A 24,925-nucleotide genomic window follows, 5' to 3' on the forward strand; every position below is an offset into this window, starting at 1 on the left:
TGTGAACGATGATCGTTCTCGATAAAGTCAACAAGTGGTACGGCGATTACCATGCGCTTCGCGATGTCAGCGAACACGTGGAGAAAAACGAAGTCGTGGTCGTGTGCGGCCCGTCCGGTTCCGGCAAGTCGACCCTGATCCGCACTCTGAACCGCCTGGAAGAAATCGATGGCGGCAGCATCGCCATCGACGGTCGCGACATCCATGCCAAGGGGCTCGACGTCAACGCACTGCGCGCCGGCATCGGCTTCGTATTCCAGCACTTTAACTTGTTCCCGCACCTGACGGTGCTGGAGAACTGCACGCTGGCGCCGGTCAACCTGAAACGATCCACGCCGAAGGAAGCACGCGAATACGCGATGCAACTGCTGGAACAGGTGGGCCTGGCGCACAAGCGTGACGCCTACCCGAACGCGCTCTCGGGCGGCCAGCAGCAGCGCGTGGCGATCGCCCGCGCGCTGGCGATGCGTCCGCCGATCATGCTGTTCGACGAACCGACCAGCGCGCTCGATCCGGAGATGGTGGGCGAGGTGCTGGGGGTGATGCGTTCGCTGGCGGGGCAGGGCATGACCATGGTGTGCGTGACCCACGAGATGGGCTTCGCGCGCGAGGTCGCGGACCGGGTCATCTTCATGAGCGAAGGGCAGATCCTCGAGCGCGCCAAACCGGAAGACTTCTTCACCCATCCGCAGCACCCGCGCGCGCAGCAGTTCCTGGCGGACCGCCGGCGCGCCTGAGCGGCCTTATTCCGTCGGCGCTTCGGGCGGATACAGGATCTGTGTTCCGCTGACCCGGGCGAAAGGCGTGAGCGTATGCGGCTTGGTCTTGCCCTTGTTGATGATGTGCTCGGCCGGCACGCCGCGCACCGCCAGTGCGTCCGCCACCATCGAGCGGTGGCAGCGCCAGGGCACGGCCTCGGCGCACATCAGCGCGCAGCGTGTCGACTGCGCCATGCGCGCCACGATGTCGACGTGCTCGTTGAATTCCGGCGACTGCATGTGGTCCGCATAGCCGCGAAACGAGGCATTGCGCCAGGCGCCATTCGGCGTGTCCTTGCGCGCCTTGCGCAGGCCGCCCAGTTCGCGGATGTATTCGTAGCCGATGCCCGCCTTGGCCAGCGAATCCGGCAACTGGTCCTGCCCGAACTGCGGGTTGTGGCGCGACTTCGGCACGGTCCTGATGTCGAGCACACGCTCGATGCCGTGCTCGCGCAGCAGGCCGATGAATTCCTCGATCGGGCGGTTCGAGTGGCCGATCGTGTAGACCGCTTCCATGCCTGAGTCCTCCTCGACTGTGTCGCGGCCATTGTCGCCCGCCGGCCCGTTTTGCGGCGCGCAACTGCGGATGTGATAGCGTTATGCCGGTTCGACAACGACAACGAGTAGACCGGGATGATTTACGAAGGAAGCTGCCACTGCGGGCAGGTGGCATTCGAAGCGGAAGGGGAAATCGATGGCGCCCTGGCCTGCAACTGCTCGATCTGCAGGCGCAAGGGTTCGCTGCTATGGTTTATCGCGCGCGACAAGCTGCGCCTCAAGACGCCGGAAGAGGCGGCCAGCACCTACACCTTCAACCAGCATGTGATCAAGCACCGCTTCTGCCCGAACTGCGGGATCCATCCGTATGGCGAGGGAGTCGATCCGAAGGGGAATGCGATGGCGGCGGTGAACCTGCGCTGTGTCGAGAACCTCGACCTGGACAGCGTCCCGGTGCACCATTATGACGGGCGCTCGCACTGAATTTCGCGCCAAGCGCCCTTACCCCGTACAATGCGCCCCCGATTCCCACACGTACGACACCAGCATGGAAAACATCGACCAGCGTTACCTTGTCCAGCAAAACAAGCGCACCGACGAAGGCAAGAAACCCCCCGTATTTGCCAGGGTCATGCGCAGCAAGGAGGGCAAGTTCGAAGGCGTGTCCTTTATCCGGAACAAGGAAAAAGCGACCGTGATGACGGTCGCCGAAGCCGAAGAGGTGGTCCGTTGGGCGAAGCAAAAGAAGGGCAATGCCCAGGAGTACGACACCAGGATCATCTGCGTCGGCCAATAAGGCCGGCAGCCCTCAGAACTGCTCGTCGGGGCCCAGGTAGCGCCATTGCCCCGGCGGCAGATCGCCCAGCTTGACTTTACCGATGCGCACCCGCTTCAGGCCGAGCACCTTCAGCCCGACCATGTCGCACATGCGGCGGATCTGGCGCTTGCGGCCCTCCCTCAGGGTAAAGCTGAGCTGGTCCTCGTTCTGCCAGCGCACCTTGGCCGGCAGCAGCGGCTTGCCGTCCATCCACAGGCCGTGGTTGAGCTTTTTCAGGTCGGCGTCCGGCAGCGTACCCGGTTTGGTGTACTGCACCCGCACCAGGTATTCCTTGTCGACCGCACTGTTCTCGCCAATGAGCTGCTTGGCGATGCGGCCGTCCTGGGTCAGCACCAGGAGGCCCACCGAGTCGATGTCCAGGCGCCCGGCCGGGACCAGGCTGCGCAGCTGGGTCGGGTGGAACTGTTCGGGCGAAGGATCGTCCGGCCAGCGGTTCTCCGGTTTGATCAGGGTGACGGCCGGCTTGTAGCCGTCCTCGGCCTGGCCGCTGACGTAGCCGACCGGCTTGTTGATCAAAACCGTCACGCGCTTGGACTGCTCGGCCGCGGCCTGGCGCTCGACGGTGATCTTCTGGTGCGGCAGCACCTTGCTGCCCAGCTCGGAGACGACCTTGCCGTCCACCCGCACCCAGCCTTTGGCGATCCAGTCATCGGCTTCGCGGCGCGAGGACAGGCCGAGTTCGGACATACGTTTGGAGAGGCGGACAGGTTCGGTCATCGGGAAAACAAGGAAAAAGAAGGTTAAATCTTGAGGGCGTCGAGCAGGTCGGTCTCGAGCTGCACCTGGCTGCGCGGGTTGTTGAGCGCGGCGCCGTCGATCAGGAACACGTCTTCGACACGCTCGCCCAGGGTCATGATTTTGGCAGTGTGCAGGTTGATGCGGTAGCGCGTCAGCACGCTGGCGATCGCGTACAGCAGGCCCGGGCGGTCGTTGGCGGCCACCGACAGCACATGGAACTGGCCACGCTCGTCGGGTCGAAGGTCGACGGTCGGCGTGACCGGGAACGTGCGCGACAGGCGCGACAGGCGCCCGCGCGTCGGCGGCGGCAGGGCTTCCTGGGCCAGCAGCTGCGCGCACAGCTCGTGCTCGATCAGGCTGATGATGTCGCGGTAGCTGCCGGCGAAGTTGTCCTCGGTGACGAGGAAGGAGTCGAGCGCGTAGCCGTGGCGCGTGGTGTGGATCTTGGCGTCGAGAATGCTGAAGTTCTTGCGGTCGAAGTAGCTGCAGATGCGCGCGAACAGGTCCGGCTGGTCCTTCACGTACACCGCCACCTGCAGGCCTTCGCCGATCGGCGCCAGGCGCGCCTTCACCACAGGCTTGTCGCTGTCGACCTTGTCGTGCAGGGCGCGCGTCTGCCAGGCGATGTCGGAGGCATCGTGGCGCAGGAAATAGACCACGTCGAGCTGCTTCCACAGGGGCTCGTGGGCGGTGGCGGACAGGCCGAACAGGCGCAGCGTGGCCAGCGCCTCTTTCTGGCGCGCGCGCAGTTCGCGGTCGGCGCTGTGCGGCTCGCCGCCCAGCACGCGCAGGGTCACCTTGTACAGGTCCTCTAACAGCTTGGCCTTCCAGGCATTCCAGACTTTCGGGCTGGTGCCGCGGATGTCGGCGACCGTGAGCAGGTAGAGCGCGGTCAGGTGGCGTTCGTCCTTCACCAGGTTGGCGAAGGCCTGGATCACGTCCGGGTCCGACAGGTCCTGCTTCTGGGCCACCGTCGACATGGTCAGGTGCTGCTGCACCAGGAACACCACCAGTTCGGTATCTTCTTCGCCGATGCCGTGGCCGCGGCAGAAGTCGGCCGCGTCCTGCATGCCCAGCTCCGAATGGTCGCCGCCGCGGCCCTTGGCGATGTCGTGGAACAGGGCGGCCACGTAGAGCAGCCAGCGGTCGCGGAAATTGGCGATCAGCCCGCTGCAGAACGGGTATTCGTGGGCATGCTCGGGCATCGTGAAGCGGCGCAGGTTGCGCACCACCATCATGATGTGCTGGTCCACCGTGTAGACGTGGAACAGGTCGTGCTGCATCTGGCCGATGATGCTGCGGAAGGCCGGCAGGTAGCGACCCAGCACGCCCATGTCGTTCATGCGCCGCAGCGCGTGCAGCAGGCCCACCGGGGCCTTCAGGATGCGCAGGAACAGGGCCTTGTTGGCTGGATTTGCGCGGAACTCAGCGTCGATCACGTTCCGCGCATGCCACAGGGCGCGGATGGTGCGCGCCGTCATGCCCTTGATGTCGGGCCGTTCGGTCATGGCCACGAACACGCCCAGCACCGTCGAGGGATGGCGCTCGAAAGTGTCGTCGTGCGCGATGTCGATGAAGCCGTTGACCTCGTTGAAGTGCGCCTGGAAGTCGCCGCCGATGGGCAGCTTCGCCGCCGGACGCGGGAACAGCTGCGCCTCGATGTTCTGCAGCATGATGGTGTTCATCTGGGTGACCACCTTGGCCGCCCAGTAGTAGCGCTGCATCAGGAATTCGCTGGCGCGGCGTCCTTCGGCATTCTCCAGGCCGAAGGTCTTGGCGATCGCGGTCTGGACGTCGAACACCAGCCGGTCTTCGCGCCGTTTGGTGTGCAGGTGCAGGCGCACCCGGATGTCCTTGAAGGCGTACTCCTTTTCCATCAGCTGGCGCGCCTCGGCGCGGGTGATCAGCTTGGCGCGCGCCATCTGGCTCCAGGATTCGGCCAGGCCGGCGGCCTTGGCCACCCACATGATCACCTGCAGGTCGCGCAGCGCGCCCGGGCTTTCCTTGACGTTGGGCTCGAGGGCGAAGGCGGTGTACTCGTACTTGGCGTGGCGCAGCCGCATCTCGGCGGTCTTGGCCTGGAAGAAGGCTTGCGGGTCGAGGGCCTCGCGGTAGCGCCGGCGCAGCTCGTCGAACAGGAGTTCGTCGCCGGCCACCAGGCGCGCTTCCAGCAGGCTGGTCTGCACCGTGATGTCGGCGCGCGACTCGACCAGGCACTCGTCCACGGTGCGGATGCTGTGGCCGATTTCCAGGCCCAGGTCCCAGAACAGCTGCACCAGGCTTTCCAGCTTGGCCTGGGTGAGGGCGTCGGCCGGCTGGCCCAGCAGGACCAGCAGGTCGACGTCGGAATAGGGGAAGAGTTCGCCGCGGCCGTAGCCGCCCACGCCCACCAGCGCCGTATTGGCAGGCAGGCCGGCCGCGCGCCAGGCATCGAGCAGGATGCCGTCGACGCAGTTGCGCAGTCCGCGCAGCAGCTTTTCCGGCTTGCCGTCCTGGTGGAAGGCGTCGATCAGGGCCTGGCGCTCGGCCTTGAGCCGTTGCCGCAATTCGGCACGCGAGCTGTCGAGGAGCGCGGGCTGGCCCATGATCGATTCCTTCGCTCAGGCCGGGACGGCGGCGCCCTGGTCCAGCAGCGGCAGCACGATGCTTGGGGGCGGCGGGCTGCCGGCCGACATGGTCAGCACCTCGACGCCGGTCTCGGTGACCAGCACGGTGTGTTCCCACTGCGCCGACAGGCTGCGGTCCTTGGTCTTGATGGTCCAGCCGTCCGGCATCTCGCGGATCTCCCGGCGGCCGGCATTGATCATCGGCTCGATGGTGAAGATCATGCCGGGCACCAGCTCTTCGCCGGTGCCGGGACGGCCGTAGTGCAGCACCTGCGGCTCTTCGTGGAACACGCGGCCCACGCCATGGCCGCAGAACTCGCGCACTACGCTGTAGCCGTGCTTCTCGGCGTGCTGCTGGATCGCGAAGCCGATGTCGCCCAGGCGGTTGCCCGGCTTGACCTTGGCGATGCCCAGCCACATGCATTCGAAGGTGACTTCGGACAGGCGCTTTGCCAGGATCGAGGGCTCGCCGACCAGGAACATGCGGCTGTTGTCGCCGTGGAAACCTTCCTTGGTGATCGGGGTAATGTCGATGTTCAGCGCATCGCCGCTCTTGAGCACGCGGTCGCCCGGGATGCCGTGGCAGATGACGTCGTTGACCGAGGCGCAGATCGAGCCGGGGAAGGGCGGGTAGCCCGGCGGCGCGTAGTTCAGGGTGGCCGGGACGGTGCCCTGCACGTTGATCATGTAGTCCTTGGCCAGGCGGTCCAGTTCGCCGGTAGTGACGCCGGGCTTGACGAAGGGCGTGATGTAGTCGAGCACTTCCGAGCCGAGCCGGCAGGCGACGCGCATGCCTTCGATTTCTTCCGGGGTCTTGGGGATGGAGGCCATGTTCTTATCCTGCAAAAATGTGGTGATATTGCGCCATTATAAGGGATGGCGGGTCCCCGTAGGTGGGCCGGTCGTCCCGCCGAGGCCGGGAATCCGGTATCGACCCCGCACGCACATCTTGAAAAGCGGACCAAATCCCGCTAGAATCTCGGGTTGCTCGTATTCGCATCGAGCAATGTTGTAAAAATCATCTTTTAAATGAAATCGCGAACGTGGCCGCCAAAGGGTGCCTGCTAGGTGACTGGCTACGTTCAAGACCCAACCCTGGAGAATTACATGTCCGTTACTATGCGTGAAATGCTGGAAGCCGGTATCCACTTCGGCCACCAGACCCGTTTCTGGAACCCGAAAATGGCGCCGTTCATCTTCGGTCATCGCAACAAGATCCACATCATCAACCTGGAAAAGACCATGGCGATGTACCAGGATGCGATGAAGACCATCAAGCAGATCTCGGCCAACCGCGGCACCATCCTGATGGTCGGCACCAAGCGCCAGGCCCGCGACATCATCGCCGCCGAAGCGCAGCGCGCAGGCGTGCCTTACGTCGACCAGCGCTGGCTGGGCGGCATGCTGACCAACTTCAAGACCATCAAGACCTCGATCAAGCGCCTGAAGGACATGGAAGCCCTGGTCGAGTCGGGTGAAGTCGAGAAGCTGTCGAAGAAAGAAGCGCTGATGTTCTCGCGCGAAATGGTCAAGCTGCAGAAGTCGATCGGCGGCATCAAGGAGCTGGGCGGCGTGCCGGACGCGATCTTCGTCGTCGACGTCGGCTACCACAAGGGCGCCATCACCGAAGCCGGCAAGCTGGGCATCCCGGTCATCGGCGTGGTCGATACCAACCACTCGCCGGAAGGCGTCACCCACGTGATCCCGGGTAACGACGACTCGTCGAAGGCGATCACCCTGTACGCACGCGGCGTCGCCGATGCGATCCTGGAAGGCCGCGCCAACGCCACCAACGAAGTCGTTGAGATGGTCAAGGCCGCCGGCGACGACTTCGTCGAAGTTTCCGAGCAGGCATAATGCAGGGCAGGTGAGACCTGCCTGAGTATTGAAGGGGCGCCGAGCCATAGCACGAGCGCCCCTTTTTTTAAGCACGACGCTTAGCAATAAATTATCGTCCGGATGTCCGTGGGACATGTGGGCCTCTACATCAAATATTTGGGAGAATTCAACATGGCAGCTATTACCGCAGCGATGGTTGGTGAACTGCGCGCGAAGACCGACGCGCCGATGATGGAATGCAAGAAGGCACTGACCGAAGCCGAAGGCGACATGGGCCGTGCCGAAGAGATCCTGCGCGTCAAACTGGGCGGCAAGGCATCGAAGGCAGCATCGCGTATCACCGCCGAAGGCGTGGTCGCCGCTTACATCTCGGGCAACATCGGCGCGCTGGTTGAAATCAACAGCGAAACCGACTTCGTCGCCAAGAACGACGACTTCCTGGCCATGGCCAACCTGGCAGCCCGCCTGGTCGCCGAGCAGAACCCGGCCGACGTCGCCGCCCTGGCAGCCCTGCCGCACGAAGGCAAGACCTTCGATGACGTGCGTACGGCACTGATCGGTAAAATCGGCGAGAATATGACCGTTCGCCGCTTCCAGCGCTTCGAAACCACCGCCAAGCTGGCTTCGTACCTGCACGGCGCCCGTATCGGCGTCATGGTCGAGTTCGAAGGCGACGACCAGGTCGGCAAGGACGTGGCGATGCACATCGCTGCAATGAAGCCGGTTTCCCTGTCGGCAGAGCAAGTGCCTGCTGAACTGATCGAGAAAGAGCGTTCGGTTGCTCAGCTGAAAGCCCAGGAAGACGCCGACAAGGCCGTCGCCGAAGGCAAGCAGCCGCAGTCGGCCGAGATCGTCGCCAAGCGTATCGACGGCTCGGTGCAGAAGTACCTGAAGGAAGTCTCGCTGCTGAACCAGGCATTCGTGAAGAACGACAAGCAGTCGATCGAGCAGTACCTGAAGGCCTCGAACGCCAGCGTGAAGGCATTCACGATGTACGTCGTCGGCGAAGGCATCGAGAAGAAGGTAGACGACTTCGCAGCAGAAGTCGCAGCCCAGATGGCTGCCAACAAGCAGTAATCAACAAAGCGGGCCGTAAGGCCCGTTTTTGTAGGGTGCTGCCGCGTGCGTCGGTAGGCGCGCGCAGCGGCAGCCCGAACAGCCATCTGTATTGCAGATGAGATCGCCAGCCACGAGCCGGCGGTCGGACCCGAATTCGAAACACAACATAGGAGCCGCTTCATCATGACAAAACCAGCCTACCAACGAGTCCTCCTCAAACTGTCTGGCGAAGCGCTGATGGGTGACGACCAGTTCGGCATCAACCGCGCAACCATCGACCGCATGGTCGCCGACGTGGCGGAAGTGGCGAAGCTGGGCGTGCAGGTGGCGGTCGTGATCGGCGGCGGCAACATCTTCCGCGGCGTGGCCCCGGGCGCCCAGGGCATGGACCGCGCCACCGCGGACTACATGGGCATGCTCGCCACCGTCATGAACGCCCTGGCCCTGGCCGATTCGATGCGCCACGTGGGCATCACCGCGCGCGTGATGTCGGCGATCAGCATCGAGCAGGTGGTCGAGCCCTACGTGCGCCCGAAGGCCCTGCAGTACCTGGAAGAGGGCAAGGTCGTGGTGTTCGCCGCCGGCACCGGCAATCCCTTCTTCACCACCGATACCGCCGCCGCCCTGCGCGGCGCCGAGATCTCGGCCGAGATCGTCCTGAAGGCAACCAAGGTCGACGGCGTCTACACCGCCGACCCGAAGAAGGACCCGAACGCCACCCGCTACAATTCGATCTCCTTCGACGAGGCGATCGCCAAGAACCTGCAGGTGATGGACGCTACCGCGTTTGCCCTGTGCCGTGACCAGAAGCTGCCGATCAAGGTCTTCTCCATCGTCAAGCCCGGCGCAATGAAAGCCGTGATCATGGGTGAAGACGAGGGTACACTGGTACACGTTTGAGTTTCGTTTCAAAAATTAAAATATAGGAGTGCAGCATGTCCTTAGCTGACGTCAAGAAGAACGCGCAGGAGCGCATGACCAAGTCCATCGAGACCCTGCGGGCCAACCTGGCCAAGGTCCGTACCGGCCGCGCCCACGCCGGCATCCTCGATTCCGTGATGGTCGAATACTACGGTTCGCCGGTCCCGCTGTCGCAGGTGGCCAACCTGACCCTGATCGACGCCCGCACCATCGGCGTGGCGCCGTTCGAAAAGAAAATGGCGAGCACTATCGAAAAGGCGATCCGCGACTCCGACCTGGGCCTAAACCCGTCGTCGCAGGGCGACATGATCCGCGTGCCGACCCCGCCGCTGACCGAAGAGCGCCGCAAGGAAATGGTCAAGCTGACCAAATCGGAAGGCGAGGACGCCAAGATTGCCGTGCGCAACATCCGCCGCGACGCCAACGAAGCCGTCAAGAAAATGGTCAAGGACAAGACCGCGTCGGAAGACGACGAGCGCCGCTCGGCCGACGAGATCCAGAAGCTGACCGACAAGTTCGTTGCCGAGATCGACAAGCTGCTGGCCGAAAAAGAAAAAGACATCATGACGGTGTAATACTGGGCACCGCGAGCGATCCTCACTCGCGCCCAGGCGGACCGGTCCCGGTATTAATACCGCGGCCGGTCCGACTCCCTTTAAGACCCAGCTGGAAGCAAAGATGTTCAAAAGTTCGACCACTGTCATTCCCGAAGCGCCGAAGGTGCCGCGCCATATCGCCATCATCATGGATGGCAATGGGCGCTGGGCGACCAAACGCCTGCTGCCGCGCGTGGCCGGCCACGTCAAGGGCGTGGAGGCGGTGCGCGGTGTCGTCGAGCACTGCGTCGAGCGCGGCGTGGAATACCTGACGCTGTTCGCCTTTTCGTCCGAAAACTGGCGCCGTCCGGCCGAGGAAGTCTCGCTCCTGATGCGCCTGTTCGTCACCGCGCTCGAGCGCGAAGTGGCGAAGATGCATGCCAATAACATCCGCCTGAAGGTTGTGGGCGACTTGAGCCGTTTCGACGCCAAGCTGCAGGAAATGATCACCGCGGCCGAGCGCCGCACCGCCAACAACACCCGCCTCACGGTCAGCGTGTGCGCCAACTATGGCGGCCGCTGGGATATCATGCAGGCAACGGGCAAGATGGTCGCGGCCAATCCCGGCGTGACCGAATTCACCGAAGAGATGCTGGCCCCGCACCTGGCCATGGCCTACGCGCCCGAGCCCGACCTGTTCATCCGTACCGGCGGCGAGGAGCGCATCTCGAACTTCCTGTTGTGGCAGCTCGCGTATTCCGAGCTGTATTTCACCAAGACCTTCTGGCCGGATTTTTCCAAAGCCTCGCTGGACGAAGCGATCGACTCCTTCCAGCAGCGCGAGCGCCGCTTCGGCCAGACCGGCGACCAGGTCGCGAAGAAGTCCAAGGTTTAAGACCCGAAGCCCATATCGACAATGCTGAAAACCCGGATCCTCACCGCGCTCGCACTGCTGGCAGTCCTGCTGCCGGTCCTGTACTTCAACAACTACACGGCGTTCGCGGTGGTCGCATCCTGCTTCTTCGGGGCCGCGATCTGGGAGTGCTTCCGCCTGTTCAACCCGGAGACCGCCAAGGCGCCGCTGATCGCCGCCTTCTGGACCGCGGCCTTCGTCTACGCCTTCTTCATCGCGCCGAGCCCGAACCCGACCTTCTGGTTCGCGATCAGCGTGCTGGTGTGGGCGCTGCGCTTCGCGCCGTCCCTGAAGCTTGGCCTGCCGCCGCTGAACAGCAGCGCCAACACCTTCCTCAGCCTGGTCTACGCCGTCGCCGTGGTCGGCTGCTTCGCGGCCGTCGTCGAGATGTACCGCCTGTCGCCGCTTTACCTGCTGTCGGTGATGGCCATCGTCTGGGCCGCCGACATCTTCGCCTACTTCTCGGGCAAGGCCTTCGGCAAGCGCAAGCTGGCGCCCTCGATCTCGCCGGGCAAGTCCTGGGAAGGCGCGATCGGCGGCTGCATCGCCGTGCTGGTCCTGGCCACCCTCAGCATCGCGCTGGGTGGTGACGCGATGGCCGGCACCTTTGCCGCGCAGGTGCAGGCCAGCCTCGGCTGGGCCGCGCTGTACGTGGTGCTCATCCTCATCGTCGCGGCCAGCGTGGTCGGCGACCTGTTCGAATCCCAGCTCAAGCGCCGCGCCGGCATGAAGGACAGCAGCAACCTGCTGCCTGGCCACGGCGGAGTGCTGGACCGCGTGGACGCGCTCGTCCCGGTCCTGCCCCTGGCAGCCCTGATCGGCTCCCGGCTCTAGCAGCAAGCTGCCAGCAATAAAGGAATCCCGCAATGCAGCGCATTACCATCCTGGGCGCCACCGGCTCGATCGGCGCCTCGACCCTCGACGTTCTCGCCCGCCACCCCGACCGCTACCGCGTGTACGCGCTGAGCGCGCACGGCCGCGTGGAAGAACTGGCCGAGGCCTGCCGCCGCGTCAAGCCGGCGCGCGCCGTGGTCGGCACGGCGGAAGGGGCAGAGCGCCTAGCGCAGCTCCTGGCGGGCCTGGACATCCAGGTCGACCATGGCGAGCAGGCCTTGTGCGAGATCGCCTCCAGCCCGGACACCGACACCGTGATGGCTGCCATCGTCGGCGCCGCCGGCCTGGCGCCGACCCTGGCGGCCGCGCGCGCCGGCAAGAAGGTCCTGCTGGCCAACAAGGAAGCCCTGGTCATGTCCGGCCAGCTGTTCATGGACGCGGTGCGCGAGCACCATGCGACCCTGCTGCCGATCGACAGCGAGCACAATGCGATCTTCCAGTCGCTCCCCGCCACGTACGCCCGCGACCCGCAGGCGGCCGGCGTGGCCAAGATCCTGCTCACCGCGTCCGGCGGCCCCTTCCTGCAGCGCGCCGTCGAGACCCTGGAGGCGGTGACGCCCGACGAAGCCTGCAAGCACCCGAACTGGGTCATGGGCCGCAAGATCTCGGTCGATTCGGCCACCATGATGAACAAGGGCCTGGAAGTGATCGAGGCCCACTGGCTGTTCGGGGCGCCGGCCGACCTGATCGAAGTGGTGATCCACCCGCAGAGCGTGATCCACTCGATGGTCTCCTACACCGACGGCTCGGTGCTGGCCCAGCTGGGCAATCCCGACATGCGTACCCCGATCGCCCACGCGCTGGCCTTCCCGGAGCGGATCGCGTCCGGCGTGCCCCAGCTCGACCTGACCGCGATGGCCGCGCTGCAGTTCCACCAGCCCGACTTCGCGCGCTTCCCTTGCCTGGCGCTCGCGTTCGACGCGCTGCGCGCGGGCGGCACTGCGCCGGCCCTGCTCAATGCCGCCAACGAAGTGGCGGTGCAATCCTTCCTGGAGCGCGAGATCGGTTTCCGCGACATCGACCGCGTGATCGCCCAGGTGATGGACACCGTGCCGCATGGTCCCGCACCTTCGATCGAGGCGGTGCTGGCCCAGGATGCGCGCGCCCGCGCCGCGGCGCAAGACGTGATCGCTCGCCTGCGGGCCTGAACCCATGAGCCTGCTCTATACCATCCTGGCTTTCGCGCTGGCCCTCGGGCCGCTGATCGTCCTGCACGAACTCGGGCACTACCTGGTGGCCCGTGCCTGCGGCGTGAAGGTGCTGCGCTTCTCGATCGGCATGGGCCGCGTGGTGTGGTCGCGCCGCTTCGGGCCGGACCAGACCGAGTGGGCGATCTCGGCTTTGCCGCTTGGCGGCTACGTCAAGATGCTCGACTTGCGCGATCCGGAGACGGCGCCGAAGGACGAATCCGAACTGCACCGCGAGTTCACCCGCCAGAGCGTATGGCGCCGTATCGCCATCGTGGCGGCCGGCCCGCTCGCCAACTTCCTGGTGGCGATCGGCTTGATGGCGGTGCTCTTCATGCACGGCGTCGAGGAACCCTCGGCGCGCCTGCGCGCCGCGCCGCAGGGCACGGCGGCGCAGCTGGCCGGCGTGCGCGGCGGCGACACCGTGGTGGCAGTGAACGGCAACGCGGTGCAGTCCTGGGCCGAGCTGCGCTGGCAGATCATCCACGCCACCGTGGACAAGACGGACGCGCGCCTCGAGCTGCGCGCCCAGGGCGGCGGCAGCTACAACGCCACCATCCCTGCGCAACGCATCGCGCAGCTCGATGTCGAAGGCGGCGACGTGACGCAAGCGCTGGGCCTGGACCTGTGGCGCGCGCGCGCCCGGATCGAGAAGGTGCTGCCGGGTGGGGCGGGGGAGCGCGCCGGCCTGCAGGCCGGCGACCTGGTGCTGCGCGCCGACGGCAAGGCGGTCGAGGACGGCCTGGCCTTCACCGAGACCATGCGCGCGGCGGCCGGCCGCACCGTGCAGCTCGACGTCGAGCGGGCAGGGCGCGTCTTGAGCGTCGCGGTCACGCCCGAGAAGGACGCGGCCAGCGGGCGCGGCGTCGCCAAGGTGATGCTGTCGCAGCCGGTCGAGATGGTGACCGTGAGCTCGGGTCCCTTCGAGGCAATCGCCAAGGGCGCGGAGCGGACCTGGGAGACCAGCGTCATGACGATCAAGATGATCGGCAGGATGATCACCGGCGAAGCCTCGTGGAAGAACGTCACCGGCCCGATCACCATCGCCGATTACGCGGGACAGACGGCACGCATCGGCCTGGCCACCTATTTGCAGTTCATCGCATTTATTAGTATTAGCTTAGGCGTAATGAATTTGTTACCAATTCCGGTTCTGGATGGTGGCCATTTACTGTATTATTCGCTGGAAGTTTTGACCGGGCGTCCCCTCCCTGCGCGCGTTGGAGAATATGCGCAGCGCTTCGGGGTCGGCCTGCTGTTCATGCTGATGGCGCTCGCCGTCTTCAATGACCTGGTGCGGTTACTCTAGCGGTGCCCAAGCAGGGGCCGCGCACCGGTAAAAACAATAGTTACGTTGTCCAATGACTGACCAGAAATCCAGCCAATGAATTCACAACCTGATCGTTTCGCCCTGCCGTTCATCCGTCGCAGCATGATTGGCGCAGCCGTGCTGGCGCTGTGCGCCGGCAATGCCCTTGCCGCCAACCCGTTCGTGGTCAAGGACATCCGGGTCGAAGGCATCCAGCGTACGGAAGCAGGCACCGTGTTCAGCTACCTGCCGGTGCGCGTGGGTGAAACCATGGACGATGCCCGTGCGACCACCGCCATCAAGGCGCTGTTCGCGACCGGCTTCTTCAAGGACGTCCGCCTGGAAGAAGAAAACGGCGTGCTGGTGGTGCTGGTCGAGGAACGTCCCGCCATTTCGTCGGTGGACTTCACCGGCACCAAGGAATTCGAGAAGGACATGCTGGTCAAGGCGCTGGGCGAGATCGGCGTCGGCGAGACCAAGATCTTCGACAAGGCGGCCGTGGACCGCGCCGAGCAGGAACTCAAGCGCCAGTACCTGTCGCACGGCCTGTACGGCGTGAAGATCACCACCACCGTCACCCCGATCGAGCGCAACCGCGTGACGATCATGTTCAACGTCGACGAAGGCGACGTGGCGAAGATCCGCCAGATCAACTTCGTGGGCAACAAGGCCTTCAGCGACAAGCAGTTGCGCGAAGTGCTGCAGCTGTCCAAGTCGGGCTGGTTCACCTGGTACTCGAAGGCCGACCAGTACTCCAAGCAGAAGCTGACCGGCGACCTCGAGGCGATCAAGTCCCTGTACCTGAACAATGGCTACCTGGAAGCGAACGTCGAATCGACCCAGGTCTCGATCACCCCGGACAAGCGCGACATCTACCTGACCATCAATGTCACCGAAGGCGAGAAGTACACCGTCTCCGGCGTGAAGCTGGAAGGCGAGATGTTCGGCCGCGAAGAAGAACTGAGCAAGCTGATCCTGCTCCAGCCGGGCAAGACCTACTCGGGCGACCTGATGGAGGCGACCAACAAGCTGATCTCGGACCGCCTCGGCTCCTTCGGCTACGCCTTCGCCAACGTCACCGCCAACCCGGAGATCGACCGCGAGAAGCGCGAAGCCAAGTTCACCTTCTTCATCGATCCGGGCAAGCGCGCCTATGTGCGCCACATGAACATCTCGGGCAATACCGTGACCCGCGACGAAGTCATCCGCCGCGAGTTCCGCCAGTTCGAAAGCTCCTGGTACGACGCCAACCGCGTCAAGCTCTCGCGCGACCGTGTCGACCGCCTCGGCTACTTCAAGGACGTGAAGGTCGAAACCCCGGAGTCGCCGGGCACCACCGACCAGGTGGACGTGAACATGGTGGTCGAAGAGAAGCCGACCGGTAATTTCATGATCGGCGGCGCGTTCTCGCAGTCGGAGAAGTTCACCTTCACCGCCTCGATCTCGCAGGCCAACTTCGCCGGCAGCGGCAACACCATCGGCCTGGAACTGAATACCAGCAAGTACAACCGGACGATCGCGTTCTCGCAGACCAATCCGTACTTCACCGACGACGGCATCTCGCGCTCGTTCCAGCTCTACCTGCGCACGATGCGCCCGCCGGCGCTCAACCTCGGCCTGTACACGGTGCGCCAGACCGGCGGCACCATGACCTTCGGCGTGCCGTTCTCGGAAAACGATACCGTGTTCTTCGGCGCCGGCCTGGAACGCACCCAGATCGAGACCGACTTCACCTCGCCGACCCTGTACAAGACTTTTGTCGCGGACAACGGCGGCCCCGCCGACGGCGTCGGCAAGGCATCGACCTTCGCCATCCCGCTGACCGCCGCATGGGGCCGCGATACCCGCGACAGCGCGGTGACGCCGACCCGCGGCCGCTACCAGCGCGCCAACCTCGAAATCGACGCACTGGGCGACGCCAAGTACTACCGCCTGGTGTACGAACACCAGTGGTGGCGCCCGCTGACGCGCTGGATGACCCTGGCGCTGCGCGGCGAGTTCGACTACGGTAAGGGCATCGGCGGCAGCAACTATCCGGTGTTCAAGAACTTCTACGCCGGCGGCATCGGCTCGGTGCGCGGCTACGAAAGCTCCTCGCTGGGCGTGGTCGACCCCAACTACTACGACGCGGTCGGCGGCTCCAAGCGCCTGATCGCGAACGCCGAACTGCAGTTCCCGTTCCCGGGCGGCGGCACCGACCGCAGCCTGCGCTGGTTCACCTTCGTGGACGGCGGCCAGGTCTACCAGGAGGAAGAGAAGATCCGCCTGAACCGGATGCGTTTCTCGGCGGGTATCGGCCTGTCGTGGATTTCCCCGGTCGGTCCGCTGAAGTTGAGTTATGCTAAGCCTTTGAACGCCTTGCCGGGCGACCGACTGGAACGCTTCCAGTTCCAGATGGGTACCGGCTTCTGACCGGCCGGAATGGGGCCGTTCAGTCAGGCCCCACCGTTATACGGAGAAAGATGTTGAAAATGCTGAAAGCCACGTTGCCCCGGCCTTTGCTCCGGACACTGCTGCTGGCCGCGCTGTGCGCAGCGCCGCTGGCCCAGGCCCAGAGCACCGGCCGGATCGGATTTGTCGCCACCGAGCGCCTGATGAGCGAATCGAAGATGGCGAAGACGGCCGATGCCCGCATCCAGGCCGAATTCTCGAAACGCCAGAAGGTGGTCGAGGAAACGGTCACCAAGCTCAAGCAGATGTCGGAGAAGTTCGACGGCGAAGCGGCCGGCCTGAACGACGTGGAACGCACCCGCCGCGCGCGCGAACTGCTGAACATGGAAAAGGACGTGCAGCGCATGCAGCGCGAGTTCCAGGAAGACCTCATGCAGCGCAAGAACGAAGAGCGCGCCGCCATCGCGACGCGTGCCTACAAGATCATCGAGCAGGTCGCCGAGCAGGAGCGCCTGGACGCTGTGCTGGCCGAAGCCGCCTGGTCGAGCCCGCGCATCGATATCACCGACAAGATCCTGAAGCTGCTGGACAAGTAATTCGCTCCGGCGGCAGCACAAGTAAAGACGCAGCACATTTTGACTGACACCCGACATTCCAACATGGGCATTCGACTCCAAGACCTGGTCGAGCGCTTCGGCGGACAGCTGGTGGGCGACCCGGACCTGATCGTCTCGGCCATCGCGCCGCTCGACAGCGCGGGCGCCTCCCACATCAGCTTCCTCAGCAACAGCAAGCTGCGTGCCCTGGCGGCGCAAAGCCAGGCCGCTGCGCTGATCCTCTCTCCGCTGGACGACCCGAGCGTTGCCGCGACCTACGAGGGCGCGCGCATCGTCACCACCAACCCCTACGCCTATTTCGCCCGGGCCGCGCAGTACTTCGTGTCGCTCTCCGAGACGCCGAAAGCGCCCGGCATCGACCCGAGCGCCGTGGTCTCGCCGGATGCGACGGTCGACCCGACCGCCCACGTCGGCCCGCACGTGACCATCGAAGCCGGCGCCGTGATCGGCGCCCACGCGGTCATCGACGCCGGCTGCTTCATCGGCCTTGACGCGCGCATCGGCGAGGGCACGCACCTGTTCGCGAACGCCACCTTCCACGCGCGCTGCGTGATCGGCGCGCGCGGCGTGATCCATTCCGGCGCCGTGATCGGCGGCGACGGCTTCGGCTTCGCGGTCGAGGGCGGCAAGTACATCAAGATCCCGCAGACCGGACGCGTGGTGATCGGCGACGACGTCGACATCGGCGCCAACACCTGCATCGACCGCGGCGCCCTGGCGGACACCGTCATCGAAGACGGCGTCAAGCTGGATAACCAGATCCAGATCGGCCACAACTGCCACATCGGCGCCAATACCGCCATGGCCGGCTGCGTCGGCGTGGCCGGCAGCGCGAAAATCGGCAAGGGCTGCACCTTCGGCGGCGCGGCCATGGTGCTGGGCCACCTCGAGATCGCCGACAACGTCCATATTTCCTCGGGCAGCATGGTGTCGCGCTCGGTGCTCGAGCCGGGCCAGTACACCGGCTTCTACCCGCTGGCCAAGAACGCCGAATGGGAGCGCAGCGCCGCCATCGTGCGCAACCTGGCCTCGATGCGCGAGAAGATCCGTACGCTTGAAAAAACCATCAAAACACTGACAGAACAAAAATGACCACCGAAGTCCAGACCACCGCTGACATCAAGACCCTCGACATCAACGCGATCAAGGAATACCTGCCGCACCGCTATCCGCTGCTGCTGGTCGACCGCGTGCTGGACGTCGAACTGGGCAAGCGCATCACCGCCATCAAGAACGTCACCGTCAACGAAGAATTCTTCAACGGCCACTTTCCGCACAAGCCGGTGATGCCGGGCGTCCTGATGATCGAAGCGATGGCGCAGACCGCCGCGATCCTGTCCTTCATGACCATGAACGTCAAGCCGGACGAGAATTCGGTGGTGTATTTCGTCGGCATCGACAACGCGCGCTTCAAGCGTCCGGTCGAGCCGGGCGACCAGCTCAAGATGGAAGTCGAAATCCTGCGCGTGTCGCGCGGCATCTGGAAGTACAAGGCCGTCGCCAGCGTCGACGGCAAGGTCGCGGTCGAGGGTGAACTGATGTGCACCATCCGCGCCAACGAAGCCGCAGGACAGTAATATGAGCAAGATTCATCCGAGCGCGATCGTCGACCCCAAGGCCGAGCTGGACAGCTCGGTCGAGGTCGGCCCGTATTCGATCATCGGCCCCGACGTGCGCATCGGCGCCGGGACCGTGGTGGGCCCGCACGTGGTCATCGAAGGCAACACGACGATCGGCAAGGACAACAAATTCTTCCAGTTCTGTTCGATCGGCGCCGCGCCGCAGGACAAGAAGTGGAAGGGCGAGCCGACCCGCCTGGAAATCGGCGACGGCAACACCATCCGCGAATTCGTCACCATGAACCTGGGCACCGCCCAGGACGTCGGCGTCACCCGCCTGGGCGACGACAACTGGATCTCGGCCTACGTGCACCTGGCGCACGACTGCCAGGTGGGCAGCCACACGATCTTCTCGAACAATGCCCAGCTGGCCGGCCACGTCCACGTGGGCGACCACGCCATCCTGTCCGGCTACGCCGGCGTACACCAGTTCTGCAAGATCGGCGCCCATGCTTTTGTTGGCATGTACACCAGCCTGACCCAGGACGTGCCGCCCTTCGTGCTGGTCTCGGGCAACCCGGCCGGCCAGCGCGGCGTCAACATCGAAGGCCTGAAGCGCCGCGGTTTCAGCCGCGAGCAGATCGACGGCATCCGCAGCGCCCACAAGCTGGTGTACCGCTCGAACCTGACCCTCGAGGAAGCCAAGGCCGCACTGCTGGCGCTCGAGTCCGAACAGGCCGCCGCCGCGGCCGATATCCGCGCCATGCGTGAATTCCTCGACAGCGCCACCCGTGGCATCGTCCGCTGAGGTCTCGCTAGCGATGGTCGCCGGCGAGGTGTCCGGCGACATGCTCGCCGCGCGCCTCATGGCGGGCCTGCGTCCGCAGCTGCCGAACGTGCGCTTCCACGGCATCGGCGGCCCGCGCATGATCGAGCAGGGCATGCACAGCGACGTCCCGATCGAGACGCTCACGGTGCGCGGCCTGTTCGAGATCATTCCGCGCTACCGCGAGATCAAGGGCATCCAGAACACGCTGCGCGACCGCCTGCTGCGCGAGCGCCCGGCCGCCTTCATCGGCGCCGACTACCCGGGCTTCAACCTGGGCCTGGAGGAACAGCTGCGCGCGGAAGGCATCCCGACGGTCCACTTCGTCAGCCCCCAGATCTGGGCTTGGCGCGGCGGACGCATCAAGAAGATCAAGCGCGCCGTCTCGCACATGCTGGTGATCTTCCCGTTCGAGGAAGCGATCTACCGCGCCGCCGGCGTGCCGGTCACCTATATCGGGCATCCGCTGGCCGAGATGATTCCGATGAAACCCGACGTGGCGGCCGCGCGCGAGGCGCTCGGCATCGACAAGGGCGCGCGCGTGGTGACGATCATGCCGGGCAGCCGCATGGGCGAGCTGAAGTACCTGGCCGAACCTTTCGTGGCGGCGGCGAAGCTGCTGGCCCAGCGCGACCCGGGCCTGGTGTTCATCGCGCCGATGGCGGGCGAGCGCCAGCGCGCCTATTACACCGAGATCCTGGACAAGGCCGGCCTGAACGACGTGCCGGTACGCCTGGTCGACGGCCAGTCGCATGCCGCCATCGCAGCAAGCGACGCAGTGCTGGTCGCTTCGGGAACGGCGACGCTGGAAGTGGCGCTGTTCAAGAAGCCGATGGTGATCGCCTACAAGGTGATGGGCGCCTCGTGGCAGATCATGCGCCACATGGGCTACCAGCCCTGGATCGGCCTGCCGAACATCCTGGCGCGCGAATTCGTCGTTCCGGAGTATCTTCAGCATGCGGCCACGCCGCAGGCGCTGGCGGACGCGGTCTGGCGCCAGCTGGACGACCCGGCCGGCAGCGAGGCGCTGGCGCGCCGTTTCACCGACATGCACCACAGCCTGCTGCGCAACAGCGCCGAGGCGAGCGCGGACGCAGTGCTCCGCGTGATTGGACGTAAGAAGTGAGCACACAGTGAGCAAGAAGCGAATCAACCTCTACCCAGGCCTGCCGCCCCGGCTGCGGCCGTTTACCGACGCCGACATCGTGTGTGGCGTGGACGAGGCCGGCCGCGGTCCGCTGGCCGGGCCCGTGTTCGCCGGCGCCGTGATCCTCGACCCGAAGCGGCCGATCGAGGGCCTGCGCGACTCCAAGAAACTGACGGAAGCGCGGCGCGACGAGCTGGCGCCCCTGATCAAGGAGCATGCCCTGGCCTGGGCCATCGCCGAGTGCTCCTGCGAAGAGATCGATACCCTGAACATCCTGCACGCCACCATGCTGGCGATGCGCCGCGCGGTGGAAGCCTTGCAAACCGTGCCGACGATCGCCCTGATCGACGGCAACCGCTGCCCGCCGATGGAGATCCGCGCCCATGCGGTGGTGGAAGGCGACGACAAGGTGAATGCGATTTCGGCCGCCTCGATCCTGGCCAAGACCGCGCGCGACGCCGCGCTGGTGCAGCTGCACGCGCAGTACCCGCAATACTGCTTCGACCAGCACAAGGGCTATTCGACGCCGCTGCACCTTGAACGCCTGCGCCTGCACGGCCCGTCGCCGGTGCACCGCCGCTCGTTCGCGCCGGTGCGCGGGCTGCTGCAGCCCGACCTGTTCGCCGCCGCATGAGGTTCCGCTCATGAGGCACGTCAGCTCGCGCGACAACGCGTTTTATAAGGAACTGAAGGCGCTCGCCACCAGCTCGCAGGCGCGCCGCAAGCTTGGCGCCAGCCTGCTCGATGGTGTCCACCTGTGCCAGAGCTGGCTCGAGCTGCGCGGCGCGCCGGAGCATTGCGTGGTGTCGGAAGGCGCCCTCGGCAATCCCGAGGTCGCCGCCATCGTCGAGCGCGTCGAGGCCTTGCACGCGCACGTCACGGCGTTGCCGGATGCGCTGTTCGGCGCCATCAGCCAGGTCGAGCACGGCGTGCACATCGTGTTCGTGGTCGCTTCGCCCGTGCCCTCCAAAGCGCCCGGCCTGATCGAATCGAGCGTGCTGCTCGATGGCGTGCAGGACCCGGGCAACGTCGGCTCGATCCTGCGCAGCGCCGCCGCTTCCGGCATCAGGCAGGTCTACTGCAGCCCGGGCACCGCCTTCTGCTGGTCGCCCAAGGTGCTGCGCGCCGCGATGGGCGCCCACTTCGTGCTCGACATCTTCGAGAACATCGAGCTCGCGCCGCTGGTGCGGGTGGCCAGCATTCCGGTGCTGGCCACCAGCGGCTACGCCGCCGAACGCCTGTATGCGCTCGACCTGCGCCGACCGGTCGCCTGGATCCTGGGCCACGAAGGGCAGGGCGTCTCGCAGGAGCTGCTCGACCTGGCCACCCACCGCGTCGCCGTCCCCCATGCCGGCAAGGTGGAGTCGCTGAACGTGGCCGCCTGCGCCGCGGTGTGCTTTTTCGAGCAGCTGCGGCAAACGCAGGCGTAGACGGCGGCTCGGCCTTCAGGGTAATCTGGCGGCTGATTAACTGGAGCAGAGATGGACATCGCGCATTTGCACTTCCTGGTGGCGGAAGCCGACGCTGCCCAGCGCAGGACGCTGGTCGAGCTGCTCGGCCAACTCGGCGCGCGCCGCGTGACCGACGTGCCGGATGGGCACCTGGCCCTGCAACGGCTGGAAGCCGGCTTCTCGCCGAAGGTGGACGTCGCGATCGTCGACCTGGCGTTGCCGGGCATGGACGGCCTGGAGCTGATCCGCCATCTTGGTGCGCTGGGCGCGGCCGCGGAGGGCCTGCGCCTGATCGTCACCGGCGCCCAGCCGGCCGGGCTGCTGTTCTCGGTCGAGACCCTGGCCCAGGCTTATGGCGTCGACCTGCTGGGCACGACGGCCAAGCCGATCAGCTCCGCCAAACTCAAGCCCCTGCTCGACAACTACACCCCGCTGGCGCGTAGCAACGCTGCGCCCAAGGGCCCGAGCTTTTCCTTTCAGGAGATCGGCATCGGCCTGCAGAAGCGCCAGTTCGAGCCCTTCTTCCAGCCCAAGATCGAACTCGCCACCGGGCAGGTGAAGGGCCTGGAAGCCTTCGCGCGCTGGCGCCATCCCGAGCACGGCGTGCTGGGGCCGGGTTCCTTCATCGATGCGCTGGAGCAGAACAACCGCGTCGATTTCCTCGACTGGAGCATGATCGAGCTCTCCAGCGAGCGTTGCCGCTGGTTCCAGGACCAGGGCATTCCCGTCCCGATCAGCCTGAACCTGGCGCCCGAGACCCTGGCGCACCCGGCGTTCGTGCGCCAGATCACCGCCTGCGTCGGGCGCCACCGCATCCTGCCGGAATACCTGACCTTCGAGATGCCCGAATCCTCGGTCTTGAACACCGACCCGGAATTCATCGAGCGCCTGGTGCGCCTGCGCATGATGGGCTTCGGCCTGGCGATCGACGACTACGGCACCGGCCGCTCGAACCTGCAGCTGCTGGCGCGCATCCCGTTCACCGAACTGAAGATCGACCGCAGTTTTGTCGACGGCGCCTCCAAGCGCCGTCCGCTCGGCACGGTGCTGCGCTCCTGCCTGGGCTTGGCGCACAGCCTCGACCGCATGTCGGTCGCGGTCGGTGTGGAAACGCGCCAGGACTGGGACTTCCTGCAGAACCTCGGCTGCACCTATGCCCAGGGCTACCACATTGCCAATCCGATGGAAGCGGGGGCCTTCCCCGGCTGGCTCGAGGACTGGCGGCACTTCTTCTGATTCGGCTTGTAGGACGTCAGGACAAACGCTGTTGCTGGCTCTAACGGTGACATGCTTGTACACGGAGGCATATGACTGCTCGCTATCGGCCAAGAGCAGCCGTTTCGACCTGCTGTGAAGATTGTGTGTTTCGAACGGCATTCGCGCTGGCTCGCGGTCGACTTTCCTCTTCAAGCGAGTAAGATTGACCATAGCGTACTCAAGCAGTAGCGCAGGCTATTTTTATGCACGTCAAATTAATTTCAATCTTCGCAGTTGTCGCTGCCATAAGTTCAGCCCACGCAGCTGCTCCAGAGGACTACTTGTCCCAACTGGATAAACGTTATGTTTCGGAGAAGGGCAAGTATGGCGGACCCAAGTTCTTTAGGGTGCCTGTCGTGCAAGAGGCCCTGGCCACAGCGGTTCCGCGGGATTGGCGACGGGCGATGATGAATGAGCTGGTCGTCGAAACACCAAATGCACTTGTAGACGGATATCTGGTTGTCAGCGCATGTAAGCCACATTTTTGTCCGGACAAGAATTATGCGGCGACAGTCCGTGTCGCTGACGGTGCGGCCTTGTTTATTGTCTTTGATAACGACCGTGGTCGAATCAAAGATGCAGAGCCACAATGTTTTTCGGCAGCGTTTGACAAGGTTTCGCAACTGCCCAATTCAGTCCTGGATGAACTCCGGGAGCGAAGCGCACTCGGGAGTATCGATGGCACCTCGCTTGGCTGTGCGGTCAGCCGGCGATGACATGTATTTCCTGAACTCGGCAAGAGCCGTTATCGCCCCCCGAGTGCACGACTGCAACGGAGCGGCCTCCGCCTAAGGACGGCAATCGGCCAACAGCGGACAATCCACATCTCGAATTCATGACTGACATGCTAGTAAAAGCTACTCTGGCGCTGTGCCTTGCGACGGCCTGCGCTTCAACTTTTGCACAGGCTGACCAAGTTGTGTCGTGCAAGCCGTTGGTTCAAGATGCTGTTGCGGACGAAGCCGGCAGTCCATTGCAAGCTAAGCCACAGGAGCGAGAATTATGTTTTCCTGGCGATCAAGACTGTTTAGATCGTGGAGGGGGCGCAGCAGAAAATATATGGAAGAGCGCAAATAATCCTGAGCAGGTGAAGAGCGTTTTGCTGGAATACGCCGACTATACAGGGCGAGTGTTCGAAGTGGACATACCGAGTAAAGGCGGAAAGATTGTCCGCATAGAGAGGTTCGTAGGAACTGCCTACTGCGTGCGCGATACGTATTTTCTGTACCAAAAAGACACTTACCGCTTAATTGATAGTCCTTCACTGGAAGCCCTATCCGCTGAGGCAGGAAACTGTGGCGATGTCGGGATAACGCTCAAAGCGATCGGCGAGCCGCTCCTCGTTACCAAGTTCTACGGCGTTGTGACTGCATACCGATTTGGTGACGATTTTGAGCTGAAGAAGGTGTGCAGTGAACGGTATCGAGCTCCGCGACTAGCACAATGATCACGTCTGATCTTGCCCCGCTTTTCCCGGACACAGCCTGATGCTTAGTTAGCGTCAGTTTCCAGAGCCTGACGGCGTCGCTCTTTCCTAAACATCCGCGGCGATTTGTAGCCGAGCGCTGAATGCGGATGCAC

General features: G+C 64.5%; 26 protein-coding genes. 22 read left to right on the plus strand and 4 right to left on the minus strand.

Annotated features, from left to right (window positions below; all coding sequences use genetic code 11):
• The first annotated feature begins 8 nt into the window (after positions 1 to 8).
• The gene (locus tag FG94_RS03250; RefSeq protein WP_036206986.1) at positions 9 to 737 is read left to right on the plus strand and encodes an amino acid ABC transporter ATP-binding protein; all 729 of its coding nucleotides are present in this window, start codon (positions 9 to 11) and stop codon (positions 735 to 737) included.
• A 6-nt stretch (positions 738 to 743) separates the two neighbouring features.
• Here FG94_RS03250 and FG94_RS03255 read toward each other — a convergent pair whose 3' ends face one another.
• Positions 744 to 1,274 (minus strand): DUF488 family protein, encoded by a 531-nt coding sequence (locus FG94_RS03255; RefSeq protein ID WP_036206987.1) that lies wholly within the window; start codon positions 1,272 to 1,274, stop codon positions 744 to 746.
• Positions 1,275 to 1,391: 117 nt separating this feature from the next.
• On the opposite strand from FG94_RS03255, the gene FG94_RS03260 reads away from it, so the two are divergent.
• Together FG94_RS03260 and FG94_RS03265 are read left to right on the plus strand one after the other, a co-directional pair.
• Complete coding sequence (locus FG94_RS03260) at positions 1,392 to 1,739, plus strand: GFA family protein (RefSeq protein WP_036206989.1); 348 nt, start codon at positions 1,392 to 1,394, stop codon at positions 1,737 to 1,739.
• 64 nt (positions 1,740 to 1,803) lie between these two features.
• Positions 1,804 to 2,052: a hypothetical protein gene (locus FG94_RS03265; RefSeq protein WP_036206992.1), complete on the plus strand. Its 249-nt coding sequence runs from the start codon at positions 1,804 to 1,806 to the stop codon at positions 2,050 to 2,052.
• 12 nt (positions 2,053 to 2,064) lie between these two features.
• Here the strand turns inward: FG94_RS03265 and FG94_RS03270 are convergent, their stop codons facing one another.
• The 3 genes from FG94_RS03270 to map are packed head-to-tail and all read right to left on the minus strand — an operon-like array spanning position 2,065 to position 6,269.
• Positions 2,065 to 2,811 carry a pseudouridine synthase gene (locus FG94_RS03270; protein ID WP_081925756.1) on the minus strand — a complete coding sequence of 249 codons (747 nt, stop codon included), beginning with the start codon at positions 2,809 to 2,811 and terminating at the stop codon, positions 2,065 to 2,067.
• A gap of 23 nt (positions 2,812 to 2,834) precedes the next feature.
• The gene (locus FG94_RS03275; protein WP_051996092.1) at positions 2,835 to 5,417 is read right to left on the minus strand and encodes a [protein-PII] uridylyltransferase; all 2,583 of its coding nucleotides are present in this window, start codon (positions 5,415 to 5,417) and stop codon (positions 2,835 to 2,837) included.
• Between the two features lie 15 nt (positions 5,418 to 5,432).
• On the minus strand, positions 5,433 to 6,269 hold the full coding sequence (gene map / locus FG94_RS03280; protein WP_036206998.1) for a type I methionyl aminopeptidase: 837 nt from the start codon (positions 6,267 to 6,269) through the stop codon (positions 5,433 to 5,435).
• 276 nt (positions 6,270 to 6,545) lie between these two features.
• Between map and rpsB the strand changes: the two genes are divergently transcribed.
• From rpsB to FG94_RS27070, 19 genes are all read left to right on the plus strand, one after another.
• A complete protein-coding gene (gene rpsB / locus FG94_RS03285; RefSeq protein WP_036207002.1) occupies positions 6,546 to 7,295 on the plus strand; it encodes a 30S ribosomal protein S2 in 750 nt (249 codons plus the stop codon).
• 153 nt (positions 7,296 to 7,448) lie between these two features.
• Positions 7,449 to 8,354, plus strand: coding sequence for a translation elongation factor Ts (gene tsf, locus FG94_RS03290; protein WP_036207088.1), 906 nt, complete (start codon positions 7,449 to 7,451; stop codon positions 8,352 to 8,354).
• 165 nt (positions 8,355 to 8,519) lie between these two features.
• Entirely contained in the window at positions 8,520 to 9,236 is a 717-nt protein-coding gene (gene pyrH, locus FG94_RS03295) for a UMP kinase (RefSeq protein ID WP_036207004.1), read from the plus strand.
• A gap of 35 nt (positions 9,237 to 9,271) precedes the next feature.
• Positions 9,272 to 9,832: a ribosome recycling factor gene (gene frr / locus FG94_RS03300; protein WP_036207006.1), complete on the plus strand. Its 561-nt coding sequence runs from the start codon at positions 9,272 to 9,274 to the stop codon at positions 9,830 to 9,832.
• Between the two features lie 103 nt (positions 9,833 to 9,935).
• Positions 9,936 to 10,688: a polyprenyl diphosphate synthase gene (gene uppS, locus FG94_RS03305; RefSeq protein ID WP_036207009.1), complete on the plus strand. Its 753-nt coding sequence runs from the start codon at positions 9,936 to 9,938 to the stop codon at positions 10,686 to 10,688.
• A 21-nt stretch (positions 10,689 to 10,709) separates the two neighbouring features.
• Complete coding sequence (locus tag FG94_RS03310) at positions 10,710 to 11,540, plus strand: phosphatidate cytidylyltransferase (RefSeq protein WP_036207012.1); 831 nt, start codon at positions 10,710 to 10,712, stop codon at positions 11,538 to 11,540.
• 32 nt (positions 11,541 to 11,572) lie between these two features.
• Entirely contained in the window at positions 11,573 to 12,748 is a 1,176-nt protein-coding gene (gene ispC, locus FG94_RS03315; protein WP_036207015.1) for a 1-deoxy-D-xylulose-5-phosphate reductoisomerase, read from the plus strand.
• Positions 12,749 to 12,752: 4 nt separating this feature from the next.
• Positions 12,753 to 14,096 carry an RIP metalloprotease RseP gene (gene rseP / locus FG94_RS03320; RefSeq protein ID WP_036207019.1) on the plus strand — a complete coding sequence of 448 codons (1,344 nt, stop codon included), beginning with the start codon at positions 12,753 to 12,755 and terminating at the stop codon, positions 14,094 to 14,096.
• A gap of 75 nt (positions 14,097 to 14,171) precedes the next feature.
• Entirely contained in the window at positions 14,172 to 16,508 is a 2,337-nt protein-coding gene (bamA, locus tag FG94_RS03325) for an outer membrane protein assembly factor BamA (protein ID WP_036207021.1), read from the plus strand.
• Between the two features lie 50 nt (positions 16,509 to 16,558).
• The gene (locus FG94_RS03330) at positions 16,559 to 17,083 is read left to right on the plus strand and encodes an OmpH family outer membrane protein (RefSeq protein ID WP_036207022.1); all 525 of its coding nucleotides are present in this window, start codon (positions 16,559 to 16,561) and stop codon (positions 17,081 to 17,083) included.
• A 63-nt stretch (positions 17,084 to 17,146) separates the two neighbouring features.
• Positions 17,147 to 18,196, plus strand: coding sequence for a UDP-3-O-(3-hydroxymyristoyl)glucosamine N-acyltransferase (gene lpxD / locus FG94_RS03335; protein ID WP_036207024.1), 1,050 nt, complete (start codon positions 17,147 to 17,149; stop codon positions 18,194 to 18,196).
• A complete protein-coding gene (gene fabZ, locus FG94_RS03340; protein ID WP_229413069.1) occupies positions 18,193 to 18,681 on the plus strand; it encodes a 3-hydroxyacyl-ACP dehydratase FabZ in 489 nt (162 codons plus the stop codon). Before lpxD ends, fabZ begins: the two co-directional genes overlap by 4 nt.
• A gap of 1 nt (position 18,682) precedes the next feature.
• Positions 18,683 to 19,471: an acyl-ACP--UDP-N-acetylglucosamine O-acyltransferase gene (gene lpxA / locus FG94_RS03345; RefSeq protein ID WP_036207028.1), complete on the plus strand. Its 789-nt coding sequence runs from the start codon at positions 18,683 to 18,685 to the stop codon at positions 19,469 to 19,471.
• Positions 19,455 to 20,615: a lipid-A-disaccharide synthase gene (gene lpxB / locus FG94_RS03350; protein ID WP_036207031.1), complete on the plus strand. Its 1,161-nt coding sequence runs from the start codon at positions 19,455 to 19,457 to the stop codon at positions 20,613 to 20,615. The genes lpxA and lpxB overlap by 17 nt, the downstream gene beginning before the upstream one ends.
• A gap of 7 nt (positions 20,616 to 20,622) precedes the next feature.
• Entirely contained in the window at positions 20,623 to 21,270 is a 648-nt protein-coding gene (gene rnhB / locus FG94_RS03355) for a ribonuclease HII (protein ID WP_081925758.1), read from the plus strand.
• A gap of 10 nt (positions 21,271 to 21,280) precedes the next feature.
• Positions 21,281 to 22,066: an RNA methyltransferase gene (locus tag FG94_RS03360; protein WP_036207033.1), complete on the plus strand. Its 786-nt coding sequence runs from the start codon at positions 21,281 to 21,283 to the stop codon at positions 22,064 to 22,066.
• A 51-nt stretch (positions 22,067 to 22,117) separates the two neighbouring features.
• Complete coding sequence (locus FG94_RS03365) at positions 22,118 to 23,323, plus strand: EAL domain-containing protein (protein ID WP_036207035.1); 1,206 nt, start codon at positions 22,118 to 22,120, stop codon at positions 23,321 to 23,323.
• A gap of 302 nt (positions 23,324 to 23,625) precedes the next feature.
• Positions 23,626 to 24,060 (plus strand): hypothetical protein, encoded by a 435-nt coding sequence (locus FG94_RS27065; protein WP_152570823.1) that lies wholly within the window; start codon positions 23,626 to 23,628, stop codon positions 24,058 to 24,060.
• Between the two features lie 119 nt (positions 24,061 to 24,179).
• Entirely contained in the window at positions 24,180 to 24,791 is a 612-nt protein-coding gene (locus tag FG94_RS27070) for a hypothetical protein (RefSeq protein ID WP_152570824.1), read from the plus strand.
• The last annotated feature ends 134 nt before the right edge of the window (positions 24,792 to 24,925 follow it).

It is taken from the genome of Massilia sp. LC238 (assembly GCF_000735635.1).
Lineage (GTDB): Bacteria > Pseudomonadota > Gammaproteobacteria > Burkholderiales > Burkholderiaceae_D > Telluria > Telluria varians.